This is a genomic window from Actinophytocola sp. (assembly GCF_035634895.1).
Classification (GTDB): Bacteria; Actinomycetota; Actinomycetes; order Mycobacteriales; family Pseudonocardiaceae; genus Actinophytocola.
Genome location: NZ_DASQCC010000198.1, coordinates 1 through 16,900, shown reverse-complemented (window position 1 = coordinate 16,900; position 16,900 = coordinate 1). Strand labels below are relative to the sequence as shown.

The following is a 16,900-nucleotide window of genomic DNA, read 5'->3' as shown; positions in this document are numbered from 1 at the left end:
CGCGGTCCAGCAACCCGAGGTCGGCACGCAGCGCCGCCAGCTGCCCGGGGTCGGTGAGCAGCGTGTAGGTGAAGTTCCCGATGTGGTTGGACGTCGTGTCGAGGCCGGCGTAAAGCAGCGTCACGCCCACGGCCACCAGCTCGTCCTCGCTCAGCCTGCCCTCGTTGTCCCGCGCGGCGACGAGTGCTCCCAACAGGTCGTCGGCCGGCTCCCGGCGCCGGGCCGCCACCAGCTCCGCGAGGTAGGCCTTCAGCTCGGCGAACGCCCGGTGGATCTCCTCCGGGGTGAACGCGGTGGTCGCCAGTGCCACGTCGATCCACGCGGTGAACCGGTCGCGGTCGGCGAGCGGCACCCCCAGCATCTCGCAGATGACCGCGACCGGCAGTGGCATCGCCAGCCCGGCGACGAGGTCCGCGGGCGACTCGAACCGGTCCAGCAGCTCGTCGGTGACCAGCTGGGCATGCGAGGTCAGCCGCTCGAGCTGCCGGGGGCTGAACGCGCCGGCCACCAACCGGCGCAACCTGTTGTGTTCCGATGGGTCCATCGTGTGCAGGGTCGGGTCGGTCAGCCGCCGCGGCGAGGTGCGGGGCACGTCCCGCGCGAGCAGCGCCGCCCGGCTGAACCGCGGGTCGGTCAGCACCGTGCGCACGTCCGCGTGCCGGACGGCCAGCCACGCGTCCCCGCCGTGCGGCAACGTGATCCGGCTCAGTGGCTCGTGGTCACGCAGGTAGGCGTACTCGGGTTCCAGCGCCAGGGCCTCCGGCTCGCGGAAGGGGTAGGCACGGGCGGTCGACGTCGGGCTCATCGCGGTTCCATCCGGTCGGCGCTGTGTCGTCCCGAATAGTCGCCAAGACACCCACGCCGGTTCCCGCGAGTTCAGCCGGTGCCGTTCCGGCGCTCCCCACCGGCGAGCACGCCGTCGAGGTCGTCCCGGGCGCGAGCGATACGCGAGCGGATGGTGCCCACCGGGCAGCGGGCGATCTCGGCGGCCTCGGCGTAGGTCAGGCCGAGCACCTGGGTCAGCACGAGCGCCTCGCGGCGTTCCGGCTCCAGCTGGTCGAGCAGCACGTTCAGCTCGACGACGTCCTCGAACCCGGCCGCGGCGCGATGCGTCGCCGCCTGGCGCTGGTCGGCGGCGACGGTCAGGTCGACCGACCACGCCACCCTCGGCCGGGACCGGGTGGCACGGATGTGGTCGACCACGACCCGCCGGGCGATGGACAGCAGCCACGTCCGCGCGCTGGCCCGCCCCGCGAAGCGGGCGAGGCTCGGGATGGCCCGCAGGAAGGATTCCTGGGTCAGGTCGTCGGCGAGGCCGACGCCGGCCAGGTGCGCGACCAACCGCCACACGTCGTGCTGGGTGGCGCGAACGAACCGGTCCAGGGCGTCCCGGTCCCCCCTGCCGGCGGCGAGCGCCAGCGCGGTCAGGTCGTCGCCGTGTTGCAGGGTCGGCACGATCGAGAGCGTATCGGTCACAGCGGGCATTTGGGAAACGGTCGCCGGGAACTATTACCCCCCGCTGGACGACAATGACCGCTGTGGACTGCCTGACCTGTCGCGAAGCACTCTCCGCCCGCCTCGACGGCGAGGAGGAACCGGCTCCCGCCGCCGAGACCGACCGGCACCTGGCCTCCTGTGCGGAGTGTCGCGCCTGGGAGACCCGCGTGACCCAGACGTCCCGGCTGCTGCGGGTCCGGGAGGCGATCCCGGTGCCCGACCTGTCCTCGGCCATCCTGGCGACGGCGGTGCCGCCGCAGAGCACCCGCGGCTGGTGGGCCCGTATCGCGCTGGTCAGCGTCGCGGTCGCGCAGGTCGGCCTCGCGCTCACGCAGGTGCTCGGGTCCGGCGTATCGGCGGGACATGGCGGTGGTTCGCACGCCGCCGTGCCGGCGGCCGAGCACCTGTTCAACGAGAGCACCGCGTGGAACCTCGCGATCGGCGTCGGGCTGCTGTGGGCGGCCTTCCGGTCCCGCGGCACGTCCGGGCTGATCCCGGTGCTCGCCGGGTTCGTCCTGGTGGTCGGGGTGTACTCGGTCCAGGACCTGGTGTCCGGCACGGTCGCGGTCACCCGCGTCCTAGAGCACGCCCTGCTCCTGCTCGCGCTCGGCCTCATGATCGTATCAACCGCCGCTACGGCGACCCGGCGCCCCACCACGAGGCGTCGTTCGACGAGGAAGGCCTCCAGGCCGGCGACGACGAACCCGAACGGGCTCCGGCCGGCGACGGCACGGTCCGCCGCACCCCGCTGCGCCCCGCGGGCCGCCACCGCGCCGCCTGACCGATGCGCCACGGGTGCGTCGCCCCGCGGCGTGCCGGCATGCCTCGGTGGCCGTGATGTGACGGGGGTCACTGAAAGTCGAACGGAACCTTCCCGGGTCGACGGCGTGTTCCAGGCATGGGTCAACTCACGAGAGACCGGACAGGAACCCGTGCGCCGGAAGGAGTCGGATGGCGACCGAGGTGAGCGGCCGACCGGCGGTCGTTCCCGCGGCGCTCGAACACGTGCTCGAGCAGCAGTGGATGCCGCTGGTCCGGCTGGCCGCGCTGCTGGCGGGTGACGCCGACGCGGCGCGGGACATCGTCCAGGACTGCTACGAGGCGGTGTGGCGGCTACAGCCCAACGTCGGCGACCCCGAACACTTCGTCGCCTACCTGCGCAAGGCCGTCCTCAACCGGTCGCGGTCCCGGTTGCGGCGCCTGCGGACGGTCCGCCGCTTCCTCGCCCAGTCCAGACCGCCCGCCGACGCGCCGCCCGCCGACCGCTCGCTGCTCGTCGCCGAGTTGCACCGCGAACTCCTCGCGCACGTCGACCGGCTGCCGGCACGCCAGCGCGAGGTGATCGTCCTCCGCTACTACTCCGGGCTGTCGGAGGAGCAGACGGCGGCCGCGGCCGGGGTCTCCCCCGGCACGGTCAAGTCCTCCACCCACCGCGCCATCGCCACCCTCCGCCGCAAGATGAAGGACGTCCCAGAATGAACACCGAGCTCGAAGACTCCCTCGCCGACGCGTTGCGCGCCAAGGCGAACGCGGTGGCGCCCTCGCGGATGCCCCGGCTCGGCCGGGCCGCGCCGGCACGCGGCCGGCTCGTGCCGTTGGTGGCGGCCGCGGTCGCCGCGGTCGCCATCGGTGGGGCCGCGATCGTGCTGGCCCCCGGCGACGCCGCGCCGGCGGTGAAGGTCGCCACCCCGGGTGCGCTGGCGCCCGGCGAGGTCTACTACTCGCTGCGGCTGACCTCGCAGGCCAACGGCCAGGCGATCATGGAGAAGCAGCTGTGGCAGCCGCGGCAGCGGACCGGCGAGTGGCGCCAGCGGATGGCGACGGGCCGGACCATCGAGAACGGACGGGTCGTGCCCGCCGGCGCCGTCACGCCCCGGCCCGGCGGGAAGTGCTACCCGGCCTACAAGGTGACCGACGAGAACTGCACCGCGCCCGGCTCCTGGCTCAACCCGACCGTGGACTTCCTGGCGACCGCCCCCCGCGACCCGGCGACGATCGGCGAGCAGTTCCACGCGGCGGCGGTCGCCCAACTAGAGGGCGACCAGAGCGGCGACCTGGCCTACCTCGTCGAGCTGCGCATGATCGGCGAGTTGCTCGCGGGCAACGGCGTGCCGCCGGAGCTGTCCGGCGCGCTGCGGCAGGTCGTCGCCGCGATGCCGGGCATCGCGGTGACCGAGGGCATGGCCAACCTCACCGGCGCCCAGGGCACGGGCTACAGCCTGCCCAAGCCCAAGGGCAACCCGCAGACCGTGATCTTCAAGGCGGACAACACCTATCTCGGCTCCCCCACCGAGTCGATCCGCCACGGCATCGCGCCCGGTCTCGGCCAGCCACCGTCACGAATGCTCGACTGACCCCGAGGGGGGCGGACGGCCGCGTGCTCGTCGCGGCCGTCCGCGAAACCCCTATCCGACCGTGACCGTGTCGATGTTGACGCCCGACAGCCTGACCACCGGCCTCGTGCCGTGCAGGTCCCCTGGCCGGTAGGTCGCGGTGACCACCTGTGACTGGCCCGGCCACAGCACGATGTCGTTCTCGTTCCAGGTGGCCCACGGGGCGCCCTGGATGTCCGCGCGCAGGAAGAACGCGACGGTGTCGGATCTGTTGGTGATGGTCACCGACGCCGACCCCGGCCTGACCGCGACCGTCGCGCCGACCCGAGTCCTCGGAAGCGCCTGCAGGGCGGTCAGGTCCGCGTACCGCGTCATCGTCGCCTGCGGGTTTCCCTGGGTGGCGGCCCAGTCCACCACGTCCGGCGTGGTCGACCGCCAGTACACGTTGCGGTCGACGACCTTCCCGTGCCGGCTCAGCGTCAGCTCGACGAAGTACGCGGGCCCGGTCGTCGGCAGCGCGGGCGACAGGACGTCGTTGCGAACCTGTTGGCTGGTCAGGGAGATGTCGTCCACCCGCTGGTCGTCGAGCACGTTGCCGGCCAGGTCACGCACCCTGGACCGCAGCGAGAGGCCGTGCTCGGCGCGGGCGCCGAGGTTGTCCACCGCGACCGTGTCGTCGTCGTAGCTCAGCAGGGCGTGCAGCGGCTTGTTCGCCTTCTGCGCGCCGTAGAACGCGCCGGGCTGGTCACCGTCCTGGTTGAACAGCGACCACAACAGGGTGGGCCAGCCCTTGTTCAGCTGCCAGTACACCACGCCCGTGGACGGGTTCGCCGGGTCCGTGGAGTGGTCGATGAACGCCTCGAACTGTGAGCGCACGTTCTCGTAGTTGGCCACCTGCGCCAGCCGCACGTAGCTCTCCAGGTCGGACCACGGCCCGTACCGGTTCGCGAGCGCGGTGTCGAACGTGTAGAGCGTGCCGAAGTGGTAGCCGCCGTGCCCCGTCGAGTAGTTGGCGTGGTACTGGTTGTACTCCGGGTCCTGCCAGAGCTTCGCCTGTTCCTCCGGCGACAGGAAACGCCGGAGGGAGTCCAGCGTCGGCACGGTGTGGCCGGCGCTCTGCTCGCTCGCGAACGCCCACGAGCCGCCCACGTTCGTCCTGGTCGAGTCGCGCGGGTCGAAGTGCGTGGTGTCGTACCAGTAGCTCGGCGGCACCCAGTCGTACGGGCCCTCCTTCTCCCCGGCCGGCCCGAGCTTGTCGGTCTTCTTGTACTCCGCCGAAGCGACGATCGGCACCTGGAAGTCGGCCTCGGCGAACCCCGCCAGCGACTCGGTCTCCTGGCGTGGCAACGGTTTGTTGTCGCTCCAGCCGTAGGTGACGACGCTCGGGTGGTTGCGCTCGCGTTCGCCGATGCCGCGCGCGGAGTCGTGCAGGATCCGGAAGTCGCGTTCGGTGAGGGCCGCCTCCGAGGCCGGTTCCCAGCTGTCACAGCACAGGAACCCGCCGAGGATCATCAGTCCGGCACGGTCGAACTGCTGGTAGAAGTCCCGCGGCATGTCGTGGCCCTCGACGCGGACACCGTTGAGCCCCATGCTCTTGATGAGCGCGATCTGCCTGGCCGTCTCGGACTTCGAGTAACGCAGGAACATGTCCGGCATGTACCCGCCACCCCGGAACACGAACTCCTTGCCGTTCACCGCGAAGACGCGTGCGCCGTCGGGCGCCTGCGGCGAGGCGCCGGCCAGCCGGCTCGTCACGGTGCGGATGCCGAACGTGTCGGACGAGGTCGTGGAAACCCTGCCGTGCTGCGAAACCGAGGTGCGCAGGGTGTAGAGCGGCTGGTCGCCCATGCCGTACGGCCACCACAGCCGCGGCCGGTCGATCGTCACCGGGTCGAAGGACACGGTCCCGGTGCTCGACGCCGGGATGTCGACGTCCCTGCGCAGGACGACCGGCGCTCCCCCACCGGGCGGAGTGATCGTCGCGCTGACCGTGCCGCGCTGGCGGCTGGTCGAACTGTTGGTGACGTCGAGCTTCACGGTGAGCCTGGCCGACCCGGGGCTGTTCTGCTGGACGACGTGCGCGTTCGAGCCGGCCAGCGCGTCGGAGAGCTGGAGCTGGACCGGGAACTGGATGCCGGTGTTGTTGTCGGGCGGGATCTGGCTCCAGTCGAGGTGGGAGACCGTGAACATCTTCTTGGGGTTGTTGGGATACATCATGATCGCCAAGGAGTTCCGGCCCGGATGGACCAGCGAGGTGACGTCGAAGGTGTGTCCCGCGTAGGCGCCGCTGACGATGTCGCGGCCGGCCACGAGCGTGCCGTTCACCCAGACGTCACCCTCGCCGACGACCCCGGGCACGATCAGCCGCGCGTTCTGCCGCGAGGTGAGCGTGAAGTCCGTCCGGAACCACCACGGCACGGCGAAACGCGGGACGGTGACCGGCCCGCGTTTGCTCATGTAGCCGAAGCACCGGCGCATGTTGTCGCTGAAGAAGACGTTCGGGCACTCGCCGTTCTGCAGCAGGGCGTTGATCTCCGTACCGGGCGCGCCGGCGTCGTCGGGCCGGACCGGCAGCCAGCCCGTGGTGTCGAAGGAGGGGTCGGAGACCTGTTCACCGGGCTGTGTGGCCACGGCGGAGCTCTGCACCTGCCAGCCCTCCGCCCCGAGCGTACGGAGCCCACCACCCCGGCTCGCGGCGGCCACCGGCGCGGTAAGCACAGCCGCCGCGACGACCAACGCCCCTCCCAGCGCGATGACCCTCATGTCGCCGAGGCCTCCTCGATCTCGAAGCCCCTCGTCCCGGCCGGTGAGTCCATGGCACGCCTCCCTAGCGTTAGGAAAATTACTAACACAGACCCGACACCGGGCGAAAGTCCTCACCGCGAGCGGACACATACGCGCGAGAGCGACGTCGCGGCGCGACCCAAACCCCGCGACGACGATCGCTTCCCGCGGATCCAGACCCGTTTCAGTGTGGAGGTGCCACCTCACGGCTTCTGCAGAAGGGAAGGCCAGAAGATCGTGATCACCAGAATCACCAGCGCCGCGAGCCCGAAGAGCGACAGGCCGATGGCCCAGGTCTTGACGCCGGCCAGGCGCGCGAACGCCGAGAACCAGCCAATGGCCGGGTCAGTGCCGTTCCTGGCGTGCTGCCACACGAGGCCGTGAGCCTGACCGCTGCCGTAGCGTCCCTGCTCATACTGCTCAAGCCAGTGGGCGTCGGTGATCTCCGCTTGGCGGTGGCGGGTGAACAGGTGGATGGTCAGAAACGTGATGAGAAGGGACAGCGCGCACGAGACGATCCTGGCCGTGGGCCTGGTGTCCGCGCCCAGGGCGATGGTGAACAGAAAGGCTTGGGCGGTAATCGTCAGGACGGGTACCTGCCACAAGAGGTTGTCGAACTGCGTCCGTCGCGCCGCTACCACCGCGTACACCTCGGGCATCGCTGCCGTGGGACCGATGCCCCGGGAACTTGCCATCCACGTCGTCCTCTCGTCCACGACTGGTGATGCGACCGGCCGCGTCAGGTTGTTCTCAGCCGATAACGGCCACGATCGATTCGTTCGAGATCGTCGTAGGTGGTGCCGGCGTTGTCCGGGGCGTTCCAGCACAGGTGGCCGGTGATCATGGTGCGGATGGTGGACTCCGCATAACCGGTTTCCCGGCGGGTCATCTCAGCGACGATCTCGACAGGAGTGAACGTGTCACCGCCGGAACGTGTCAGGACGGCACGGATCGCGTCGAGAATCTCCCGGCGCGCCCCATCCCTGGTCGAGCGCTCGGGAGGCAGCGGTTCGGTGACGTCGTCGGGCTGTGGCGCGACCGGGTCGACCCGGTACACGGCCAGCCGGAGAGCGTCGTCGACGGGCAGCAGAGCGAGCCGCTGCGCGGTCACATGGTGGGCGGCCAACTGTGTGCCGATGATCGTGGTGGCCGTGCTCGGCAGCGCCGCGACTCTGCCGGGGCGCAGGATCACGGTGTCGGCATCCAGATCCACCCCGTACCGGGCCACGACACCGGCCATGTACCGACGGAGTTGGGCCGTCTCAACGAAGACGAACAACCGGTCGACGGCACCCGGGTAGACGGCCAGCCGGTAGAAGTCCTTGAGCACCTCACCAAGGGCCGTCGTCCAAGCCGCGTTGGCCGGATTCGGCTCTCGCGGATACTGCAACTCGATCGACGCGACCGGGCGATCCCCGCCAACCACCAGGTCGACCCGTGCACCCTTCAACACCGGGTGGGCTGCCTCCACCCGTAACGACGCCACCTCCACGCCGGCGTCGACCAACGCCCGGGCCGCACAGAACCGCACCGCATCCTTGGTGAGCAGCGCGCCGAAACCGCGTTTCCGATACTCCCGAACCTCGATCGCGACCACCGCCCACACCGCTCGCGACAACCACACCCGCACATCCGAGCCGAAACCGTCCTCGTCCGCCCGCCCTGGCCACCGCGTCATGACACCTACGTCGACGACGACCGGCCGCCCGTAACACCCCTTCGACACGGCTTGGTCTCGCATCGCGCACAGCCTCGAACCGTGAACCTCGTGGAGCTGCGGGGTTTCGTCACACGGACTACCGGATCCGCGAACCGCGGCCACCGCGACCTGCGTCCCATCAGTCGCGACCGGCCCTCCGCGGCCGGGCCGTGACCAGGGAGCAAAGCCGGGACAACGCGGTGCCAAAGCCCGGCGTGCCAGCGTCGGAGGTTCCGGTACCTCGGTGTTGCCGCGTCAGGGGGTTCTCGTGTTCGGTCGCAGACTTGGTCTGGTTGCCGCGGCGCTGCTCGTCGCGAGTGTGGGGGTGGCGCCGGCCGTCGCCGCGGCGCCTCGCACTAACAGCGATGCCATGCTCACGGCAATGCGCCGGGATCTCGGGCTCACCGCCGACGCGGCCCGGCAGCGGATCGCCGCGCAGGAAGCGGCCGCGCGCACCGATCAGCGCCTGCGCGCGCGGCTCGGCGCCGCCTACGCCGGTGCGTGGCTGGACGCCGGCGGCCTACGGCTGATCGTCGCGGTCACCGACCCCGGCGCCGGCGATGTGGTGCGGGCGGCCGGTGCCGAGCCCCGGCTCGTCAGCCGCGGTCGCGACCGGTTGTCCGCGATCGCCGCGCTGCTGGGCCGGGCGGCGGGCGAGGTGCCCGCCGCCGTCGCCGGGTGGTACGTCGATCTCGACCGTGACACCGTCGTCGTCGAGTCGACCGCGGGTGGGCCGGCCAGTGCGTTCGTCGAGCGGGCCGGTGCCGGTGCGGCACTGCGCCAGGGTGCCGTGCGCGTCGTGACGGTCGGCGCGAAGCCGGCGCCCCTGTACGGGGTCCGCGGCGGCGACCGGTACTACATCAACAACCTCAACCAGTTCTGCTCGGTCGGGTTCGCGGTCGTCGGCGGGTTCGTCACCGCGGGGCACTGTGGCGCGGCCGGCGACGTCACCTTCGGCTACAACCAGGTGGGACAACAGGGCACGGTGCGCGGCCGGGTCTTCCCCGGCGCGGACTACGGGTGGGTCGCGGTCGGCGCCAACTGGAGCACCGGCTCCTGGGTCAACACCTACAACAACATCAGCGGCAACGTCAGCGTCGCCGGCGCGCAGCCGGCGCTCGTCGGGGCGGCCGTGTGCCGGTCCGGATCGAGGAGTGGCTGGCACTGCGGCGTCATCGAGGCCACGAACGCCTCGGTGAGCTACGCGCAGGGTGTGGTCAACGGGCTGACGCGCACGAACGTCTGCGCCGAACCCGGCGACTCGGGTGGTTCCTGGGTCGCCGGGCAGCAGGCCCAGGGTGTCACCTCCGGCGGCTCGGGTGACTGCGCCACCGGGGGAACGACCTACTTCCAGCCCATCGCGCCGATCCTGGCCGCCTACGGGCTGACCCTGGTCGTGAACGCGACGCCGCCGCCGGTCATCGAGCTCATCCGTTGCGAGGGCAGCCTGACGTGCGAGGTCGACGCGAACTACCCGGGGGCCGACCTCCTTCGCTGGACCTTCGACGGCGTCGCGCTCACCGGCAACGACGGCTCGTCGCTGATGTACATCCCGTGCGGCACGGGCTATCACGACGTGACGGTCACGGTCAGCGGCGCCACGGGAACCGCGAGCCAGACGGTGCGGCCCTGGTGCAGCGGAAACGGCGGCGACACGTGACCTCGTCGTAGGGCAGCGGCACACGCCAGCGCACGTCTCCCTTGGCGGGTCAACGGAAAGCGCGAGGTCCGATCGTTCGCGGGGCCGCCCAGCGGTGACTGCCACACCACGCCGGTGCTGCCGGCCCCAGTCCGCATCTGAGCAAGGATGCCAGCAGCCGCTCCGCTACGGCGTCCACCCTCACGGTTCTCGTGGACACCGCACTACGTGATGAACCCCTTCGCGATCATCCAGTCGCGCGCGACCTTCGACGGGTCGCCGCCGTCGACGTCCACCTTCTTGTTCAGCTCGATGATCTCCTTGTTGTTCAGCGCCGCCGACACCGGCGCCATGACGTCGGCGATCCGGGGGTGCTGGTCGAGGAACTCCTTGCGCATCGTGACGGCCGCGTTGTACTGCGGGAAGAACTTCTTGTCGTCGGCCAGCACGCGCAGGTTCAGCCCGGCGATCCGGCCGTCCGTCGTGAACACCTCGCCGAAGTTGCAGGTGCCGCCCGCGACCGCGCTGTAGATGGCACCCGTGCCGAAGGTCTTCGTCGTCCGCACCTGGAAGCCGTACGTCCTGCGCACGCCCGGCATGCCGTCGGGCCGGCTGGCGAACTCGGTCTCGACGCAGAACACCGCCTCGTCCGGATTCTGTGCCAGGAACCGGGTCATGTCGGAGTTGGTCCGCAGGTCGTGCTCGGCGGCGTAGGACTCCGTGGTCGCGAACGCGTAGGTGTTGTTGACCGCCGAGTACGGCAGCCACACGATGCCGTTCTGCTTCAGGTCCGCCCGGGACACGGCGTCGTACTGGGCCTTCTCCTCCGGGATCGGCTTGTCCTGGCCGAGGTAGGACAGCCAGCCGGTGCCCGTGTACTCCCACTGCAGGTCCACCTGACCGTCCAGCAACGCGTACCGGGAGCTGTTGGAACCGCTGATGTTGGTCAGGTCGACGGCGTCGGCCCCGGCGGCCTCCAACGCCAGCTCCGCGATGTAGCCCAGGATGATCTGCTCGGTGAAGTCCTTCGATCCCACCGTGATCTCGACGCCCGCCAGCTCCGGCACCGGCCTGATCGAGCCCGGCCGCACCTCGAACGGCAGCGCCGTGTTGACGTTCAGCCCGCACGCCGCCGTCGCCGCGACCAACGACAGCGCGACCAACGACAGGACGAGGATGCCCCGCGGCCTCATGACAGTCCCTTCGGTCCGAGGTACTCCTCGAGCAGCGCGCCCAGCCAGTCCACGAGCAGCGCGAGCCCGGCGGCCAGCACCGCGCCGACGACCAGCACGGACACCCGGTTGAGCTTGTACCCGGCGTCGACGAGCTCACCGAGGCCGCCGCCGTTGACGAAGAACGCCAGGGTCGCCGTGCCGACCGCCAGCACGAGCGACGTGCGCAGCCCGGCCAGGATCAGCGGCACCGCGAGCGGCAGCTCGATGCGCAGCAACACCCCGCCGGCCGACATGCCGGTGCCGCGGCCCGCGTCCACCACGGCGGGGTCGACCGACTCGATGCCGGTGATCGTGTTGCGCAGCACGGGAAGCAGCGAGTAGAGCGCGATCGGCAGCGCGGCCGCCCACAGGCCGTCCTGGCCGGTCCACAGGAAGTACAGCACCAGCACGCCCAGCGCGGGCGCGGCCTGGCCGATGTTGGCGAGACCGATGAACAGCGGCGCGGTACGCCTGGCCCACGAGCGGGTGACCAGCACGCCGAGGGGCACGGCGACGAGGACGACGATGGCCGCGACCACCACCGTGATCAGCAGGTGCTCCCACGTCTTCCGCAGCAGCACGTCCGCCTGGATGGACTGCGCCTCGATCTCGTCGTTGTCCCGGCTGAACGCCCACACGAGCACGGCTCCCACGATGAGGACGACCGCGGCGGGCTGTGCGTACAGCCGTACCCGGTCGGCGCGGCGGGAGCCCGACTCCGTCGAGAAACCGGTGATCTCCGGCGTCATCCGCTCGGTGCTCACGGGGCCGCGCTCCCGCCGTCGTGCTCGTCGCGGAGCTGCTGGATGGTGTCGGTGACCGTCCTGATGTCGATCGTGCCGAGGTACTCGCCGCGGCCTCCGGTGACCACCGCGTTGCCGCCCTCGACGAGGATCGCCTCCAGCGCGTCCTGCAGCGTCGACTGCGTGCTCACCGAGTCGCCGACGGGCCGGCCGACGCCCGCGAGCGAGGTGGCCGAGGACAGGTCGCGCACGTGCACCCAGCGCTCCGGGCGCCGCCGCGCGTCCAGCACCAGCGCGTAGGTCCTGCCCTCGTCGGTCATCCGCTTGCGCAGCGCCGCGGGCGACTCCTCGCTCCCCGCCGTGATGGCGTTGTCGCGGTAGTCCACGTCCCGCACGCGCAGCAGGGTGAGCTGCTTGAGCGAGGCTCCCGCGCCGACGAAGCCGGCGACCGTGTCGTCGGCCGGGTTGGCCAGGATCGCCTCCGGGGTGTCGTACTGCAGGATCGCCGACCGGTCGCCGAGCACCGCGATCTTGTCGCCGAGCTTGACGGCCTCGTCGAAGTCGTGGGTGACGAACACGATCGTCTTGCGCAGCTCGGCCTGGAGCCGCAGCAGCTCGTCCTGCAGGTGGCCGCGGGTGATCGGGTCGACGGCGCCGAACGGCTCGTCCATCAACAGCACCGGCGGGTCGGCGGCCAGCGCCCGCGCGACGCCGACCCGCTGCTGCTGGCCACCGGAGAGCTGGCGCGGGTAGCGGCGGCGGAACTCCGCGGGATCAAGCCCGACGAGCTCCATCATCTCGTCGACGCGGTCGTCGATCCGCCGGCGGTCCCAGCCGAGCAGGCCGGGCACGACCGCGATGTTCTGCGCGACCGTGAAGTGCGGGAACAGGCCGGCCTGCTGGATCGCGTAGCCGATCCTGCGGCGCAGGTCGTCGGCGTTGAGGCTGAGCGCGTCCTCGCCGCCGATCGTGATCGTGCCGGACGTCGGCTCGATCAGCCGGTTGATCATGCGCATCGTGGTCGTCTTGCCACAGCCGGACGGGCCGACCAGGATCACGATCTTACCGGCCGGGATCGTCATGGTCACGTCGGAGACGGCTGGCTCGCGGGTGCCCGAATAGCGTTTGGTGACGCTCTCCAGCTGGATCTCGGCCCCGCTTGCGGCCCTTTCTGCGGTGTCAGCCACGGATTCCCCTCGAGACGGTGAGACGAGCGATCAGGAAGTAGACGCCCTCGAGGAGCAGGGCGAGGATCACCACGCCGAGCGTCCCGGCGAGGGCCTGGTTGGTCGCGTTGGCACTGCCCGCCCGGACGAGGCCGAGGAACACCTCACTGCCGAGGCCGGGTCCCTTCGCGTAGGCGGCGATCACCGCGATGCCCATGAGCATCTGGGTGGCCACCCGCATCCCGGCGAGGATCGCGGGCCAGGCAAGGCGCAGCTCCACCCTGGTCAGCACCGCGACCCGGCCCATGCCGATGCCCTTGGCCGCGTCGGCGACGGCGGGGTCCACCCCGGCGAGCCCGACGATCGTGTTGCGGGTGATCGGCAGCAACGCGTACAGCACGAGCGCGATCACCGTGGGCGCCGCGCCGAGCCCGAACACCGGGATGAGCAGGCCCAGCAACGCGAACGACGGGATGGTCAGGATCGTGCTGGCCAGGGCCGTGGCCACGGCCGAGCCGGCCGGGCTGCGGTAGACCGCGACGCCGATCAGCACGCCGGCGACCGCCGCGATGACCGTGGACTGCACCACCTCGCTGACGTGCAGCAGCGCCTGGAGCGAGAGCCGGTCCCACCGGTCGGCGACGTACTCGAAGAGGGTCACGTCCGGCCGCCCCGGCCGGTGCCCTTCTCGCGGTTCCGTGTCAGGGAGCGCATCATCCTGTCCTCCTGTGAGCCGTTCGGCTCAACACCCTAGGCTCTTGGGCCCTTGCCGAGGGTGACGAGTAGGACAATCGCAATGATCTTGCGCATACCGTTATCCGGCAACATCGACGACGGCCAGGTCTGACCATTCGGCCCTGACGAAAACTTTGCGACAGGTCTAGAAAAGTTCCACCGATCCAGTAATCATCCAACGCGGAGTGCTTGTTCACGGTCAGAAAGGAACAAGATGCCTCGCCCTGCGTTCATCAACCGTCGCACCATGCTTCGCGGCTCCCTTGCCGTCGGCGCCGGTGCGCTCGTCGCCCCCGTGTTGCTCCCCGGCGTCGCGAACGCCTACAGCTGGTCCCGCACCCTGCAGGAGGGAATGACCGGGTCGGACGTCACCGAGCTGCAGATCCGGGTCGCCGGCTACGCCGCCGCGAGCGCCAGCCAGACCCGCGTCTCCATCGACGGCGAGTTCGGTCCGGGCACCGCGGCCGCGGTCAAGCGCTTCCAGTCCGCCTACGGCCTGGCCGCGGACGCGGTCGTCGGGCCCAGCACCCAGACCAAGCTCAACGCGCTGGAGCAGTCGGACGGCTCGACCGCCCACTTCAACTGGAGCGAGTTCACCGACCGGGTGAGCGGCACCTTCAACGGCGGCAAGGTCAGCGCGGCCACCGCGCGGGAGAACGCACGCCGGTGCATGTACAAGCTCGAGGCGCTGCGGCTGAAGCTGGGCAACAAGCCCATCACCGTCAACTCCGGCTTCCGCAGCATCCAGCACAACTCCGACATCGGCGGCGCCAGCGACAGCATGCACATGTACGGCACCGCGGCCGACCTCGACGTGCCGGGCGTCGCGAACAAGACCGTCTACCAGAAGGCCGAGACCTGCGGCTTCTCCGGCCTGGAGACCTACAACACCGACCACCAGCACGTGGACAGCCGCGCCGATCTCGGCCGCTCCTGGTGGTGGGAGAACGGCACCGTCTGACCAGCCGCACGAGCGAAACGCCGGCCCGTCATGGTGACGGGCCGGCGTTCTGCTCGACGAGTCCGGCCAGCGGACGGCACGCTCGCCGGAGGAGCCGTCAGCCGCCCAGCACAGCCCGCGGCGGCACGTCGTCGCGGTCGATCGTGAACGTGGCGAGGAAGTAGGCCGCGGCCACGCACCGGTTGGCGCTGTCCCCGGTGAGCTTCGCGGTGAGCGACCGCTGCTGGACGATCAGCGCCGCGCCGTCCGGGGCGCACCCGGTGAGCACGAACGCGAACCCCCGCCTGCCGGCGCCGGGCTGGGCGCCGAGGGCCTGGCGCGCCTGGTCGAGGTTGGTGCTGCCCGCGCTCTCCAGCGCGTGCAGCAACGGGCCGGTCCCGTCGGTGCCGAGCTCCGCGGGCCGCACGTCGTCGGCGATCGGCGCCGGGCCGAGCCGGACCAGCTCGCGACGGTGGCCGGGACCGACGGGGTCCACCGGTGGCCGGCCGCCGATGGTGCGCACGCCACGCAGCAGGTCGGGCCGGACGGCGAACTGCGCGACCGGCCCGATCTCGCGCGCGCACCCGGCCTGGCCCGACGGGTCCTGCTCGCCACCGCTGAACCGGACGGTCAGGTCGTCGCCCGCGCGGACCAGCTCCGCGCCGGTCGGCGTGGCGCACCCGGTCACGCCGGTGACCACCACATAGCTGACTCCCGGCCGGGTCCCGACCGTGTCGGACGAGGTCGCCCCGGCGCCGAACCAGCTCTGGAACGCTCCCATGTCGACGGGGGTCTCGCTGATCGCCCCGAGCGCTCGCGTCGCGTAGCCGCCGGGATCGAAGGAGACCAGGTCCGCCCGAACCGTCTCGCCACGGCCCCGCGCCGGCTCATTCGCCGGGGCGCCACCGCACGCCGTCACCAGCGCGGTGACCAGCACCGCCGGTACCGCAAACCGTAGGACCCTCATGCCCGACAGGACGGCGACGACCCCGGATCCGGTTGCACCCGGCGGCGTTCGTGGCGGGTGGCGTCAGGCGCCCGGCACGGTGACCGGGATGGCGAGCATGCTGGCCTCACGGGCGGCTTTGCGGGCGTGCTCGGCGAAGTCCGGTGCGGCGCAGGCGAACAGCGTCTTCCCGTCGGCGCCGCCGAGTGCGCAGGCGTAGACCGGGGAGCCGGGCTTGACCTCGTCGGTGACCGTGCCGCCTTCGGTGACGCGGAGCAGCCGGTCGCCGGTGGCGTCGGCGATCCACAGCGCGTCCTCCGCGTCGAGCGCGGCGCCGTCGGGGGCGACCCGCAGCGTCGGCAGCACCTGCTCGATCTCGCGGTCGGTCGGGAGTGGACCGAACTCGGCCCACACGCGGCGGTTGACCAGCGAGCCGTCGCCGGTCAGGTCGAAGGCGGTCACCCGGTTGCCGAACGTCTCGTTCACGAGCAGCACGCCCTTGCTCGTGATGGCGCTGCCGTTGGGGAACCACAGGTCCTCGGCGACCTGCGTGACCTGGCCGTCCGGGTCCACCCGGTGCAGCGCGGCCGGCGCCAGCGGGGCGCCGCCCATCAGGTCGAACCCGAAGTTCCCGACGTAGGCCCGGCCCTGGTCGTCCACGACCATGTCGTTCACGTGCCCGCCCGCGTGTTCGGCCAGGTCGGCGTGGACGACCAGCGAGCCGTCCGCCTCGCGGCGCAGCACCAGGCGGTCGACCATCGAGATGACCAGCAACCGGCCGTCGGGCAGCCAGCCCAGGCCGGACGGCTGTCCCGGTACGGTCGCCTCCACGCGCCGGTCCGAACCGTCCGCACGCATCGAGGTGACCTCGAGGCCGTAGAAGTCCGAGAACCACAACCGGTCCTCGTGCCATCGCGGCGCCTCCAGGAAGTGGAAGCCCTCGGCCACCGTTCGCGCGGTCATGATCCTCACTCCGCTCATTGTGCTGACTAAGCGCATAGTCATTCGGTACGGTGGCCATGTCAAGGACCACCCCCGGACAGGACGCGCGAATGCCCAGACGGCAGGCCCGCTTCACCACCCAGGACTTGGCGGACAACCCCTGGTTGCGGGACCACTCCGCCGGCCTCTGGAGCGACCGGCTCGGCGAGGTGCCCCGCGGCCTGCTGACCTCGGCCGTCCGCTGCTTCGCCTCGAACGGCTA

16 protein-coding genes are annotated in these 16,900 nt (G+C 71.0%); 5 read left to right on the top strand and 11 right to left on the bottom strand.

The genetic code is table 11. The annotated features are described in order from the left end of the window. On the bottom strand, positions 1-805 hold an 805-nt coding region (locus VET29_RS29870; RefSeq protein WP_324926574.1), incomplete at its 3' end, for a cytochrome P450. 71 nt (positions 806-876) lie between these two features. After that, the gene (locus VET29_RS29865; protein WP_414636656.1) at positions 877-1,485 is read right to left on the bottom strand and encodes a sigma-70 family RNA polymerase sigma factor; all 609 of its coding nucleotides are present in this window, start codon (positions 1,483-1,485) and stop codon (positions 877-879) included. A gap of 53 nt (positions 1,486-1,538) precedes the next feature. Here VET29_RS29865 and VET29_RS29860 point away from each other — a divergent pair, with 53 nt between their 5' ends. Genes VET29_RS29860 through VET29_RS29850 form a run of 3 tightly spaced genes read left to right on the top strand, consistent with a single transcriptional unit; the run spans position 1,539 to position 3,851 of the window. Next, positions 1,539-2,558, top strand: coding sequence for a zf-HC2 domain-containing protein (locus tag VET29_RS29860; protein WP_324926569.1), 1,020 nt, complete (start codon positions 1,539-1,541; stop codon positions 2,556-2,558). After that, a complete protein-coding gene (locus tag VET29_RS29855; RefSeq protein WP_324926567.1) occupies positions 2,503-2,976 on the top strand; it encodes an RNA polymerase sigma factor in 474 nt (157 codons plus the stop codon). Before VET29_RS29860 ends, VET29_RS29855 begins: the two co-directional genes overlap by 56 nt. After that, on the top strand, positions 2,973-3,851 hold the full coding sequence (locus tag VET29_RS29850) for a hypothetical protein (RefSeq protein ID WP_324926565.1): 879 nt from the start codon (positions 2,973-2,975) through the stop codon (positions 3,849-3,851). The genes VET29_RS29855 and VET29_RS29850 overlap by 4 nt, the downstream gene beginning before the upstream one ends. A 51-nt stretch (positions 3,852-3,902) precedes the next feature. Here VET29_RS29850 and VET29_RS29845 read toward each other — a convergent pair whose 3' ends face one another. From VET29_RS29845 to VET29_RS29835, 3 genes are all read right to left on the bottom strand, one after another. Then, positions 3,903-6,593: a glycoside hydrolase family 2 protein gene (locus VET29_RS29845; RefSeq protein ID WP_324926562.1), complete on the bottom strand. Its 2,691-nt coding sequence runs from the start codon at positions 6,591-6,593 to the stop codon at positions 3,903-3,905. Between the two features lie 224 nt (positions 6,594-6,817). Beyond that, the gene (locus VET29_RS29840; RefSeq protein ID WP_324926558.1) at positions 6,818-7,309 is read right to left on the bottom strand and encodes a hypothetical protein; all 492 of its coding nucleotides are present in this window, start codon (positions 7,307-7,309) and stop codon (positions 6,818-6,820) included. A 44-nt stretch (positions 7,310-7,353) separates the two neighbouring features. Next, positions 7,354-8,292 carry a DUF7669 domain-containing protein gene (locus VET29_RS29835; RefSeq protein WP_324926556.1) on the bottom strand — a complete coding sequence of 313 codons (939 nt, stop codon included), beginning with the start codon at positions 8,290-8,292 and terminating at the stop codon, positions 7,354-7,356. 403 nt (positions 8,293-8,695) lie between these two features. Between VET29_RS29835 and VET29_RS29830 the strand changes: the two genes are divergently transcribed. Next, the gene (locus VET29_RS29830) at positions 8,696-9,973 is read left to right on the top strand and encodes a S1 family peptidase (protein WP_324926554.1); all 1,278 of its coding nucleotides are present in this window, start codon (positions 8,696-8,698) and stop codon (positions 9,971-9,973) included. A 203-nt stretch (positions 9,974-10,176) separates the two neighbouring features. Here the strand turns inward: VET29_RS29830 and VET29_RS29825 are convergent, their stop codons facing one another. From VET29_RS29825 to VET29_RS29810, 4 genes are read right to left on the bottom strand one after another with little or no spacing between them, the layout of a single operon-like run. Beyond that, positions 10,177-11,145, bottom strand: a complete 969-nt coding sequence (locus tag VET29_RS29825; RefSeq protein WP_324926552.1) for a glycine betaine ABC transporter substrate-binding protein — start codon at positions 11,143-11,145, stop codon at positions 10,177-10,179. Next, complete coding sequence (locus tag VET29_RS29820; protein WP_324926576.1) at positions 11,142-11,915, bottom strand: ABC transporter permease; 774 nt, start codon at positions 11,913-11,915, stop codon at positions 11,142-11,144. Before VET29_RS29820 ends, VET29_RS29825 begins: the two co-directional genes overlap by 4 nt. Positions 11,916-11,926: 11 nt before the next feature. Next, positions 11,927-13,096 carry an ABC transporter ATP-binding protein gene (locus tag VET29_RS29815; protein WP_324926548.1) on the bottom strand — a complete coding sequence of 390 codons (1,170 nt, stop codon included), beginning with the start codon at positions 13,094-13,096 and terminating at the stop codon, positions 11,927-11,929. Continuing rightward, positions 13,089-13,736 (bottom strand): ABC transporter permease, encoded by a 648-nt coding sequence (locus VET29_RS29810; protein WP_324926544.1) that lies wholly within the window; start codon positions 13,734-13,736, stop codon positions 13,089-13,091. The genes VET29_RS29815 and VET29_RS29810 overlap by 8 nt, the downstream gene beginning before the upstream one ends. Before the next feature lie 288 nt (positions 13,737-14,024). On the opposite strand from VET29_RS29810, the gene VET29_RS29805 reads away from it, so the two are divergent. Then, positions 14,025-14,771, top strand: coding sequence for a D-Ala-D-Ala carboxypeptidase family metallohydrolase (locus tag VET29_RS29805; protein WP_324926540.1), 747 nt, complete (start codon positions 14,025-14,027; stop codon positions 14,769-14,771). A 97-nt stretch (positions 14,772-14,868) separates the two neighbouring features. Here the strand turns inward: VET29_RS29805 and VET29_RS29800 are convergent, their stop codons facing one another. Together VET29_RS29800 and VET29_RS29795 are read right to left on the bottom strand one after the other, a co-directional pair. Continuing rightward, positions 14,869-15,717: a hypothetical protein gene (locus VET29_RS29800; RefSeq protein WP_324926537.1), complete on the bottom strand. Its 849-nt coding sequence runs from the start codon at positions 15,715-15,717 to the stop codon at positions 14,869-14,871. Between the two features lie 63 nt (positions 15,718-15,780). Then, positions 15,781-16,659, bottom strand: a complete 879-nt coding sequence (locus VET29_RS29795; protein WP_324926533.1) for an SMP-30/gluconolactonase/LRE family protein — start codon at positions 16,657-16,659, stop codon at positions 15,781-15,783. Positions 16,660-16,900 lie beyond the last annotated feature (241 nt).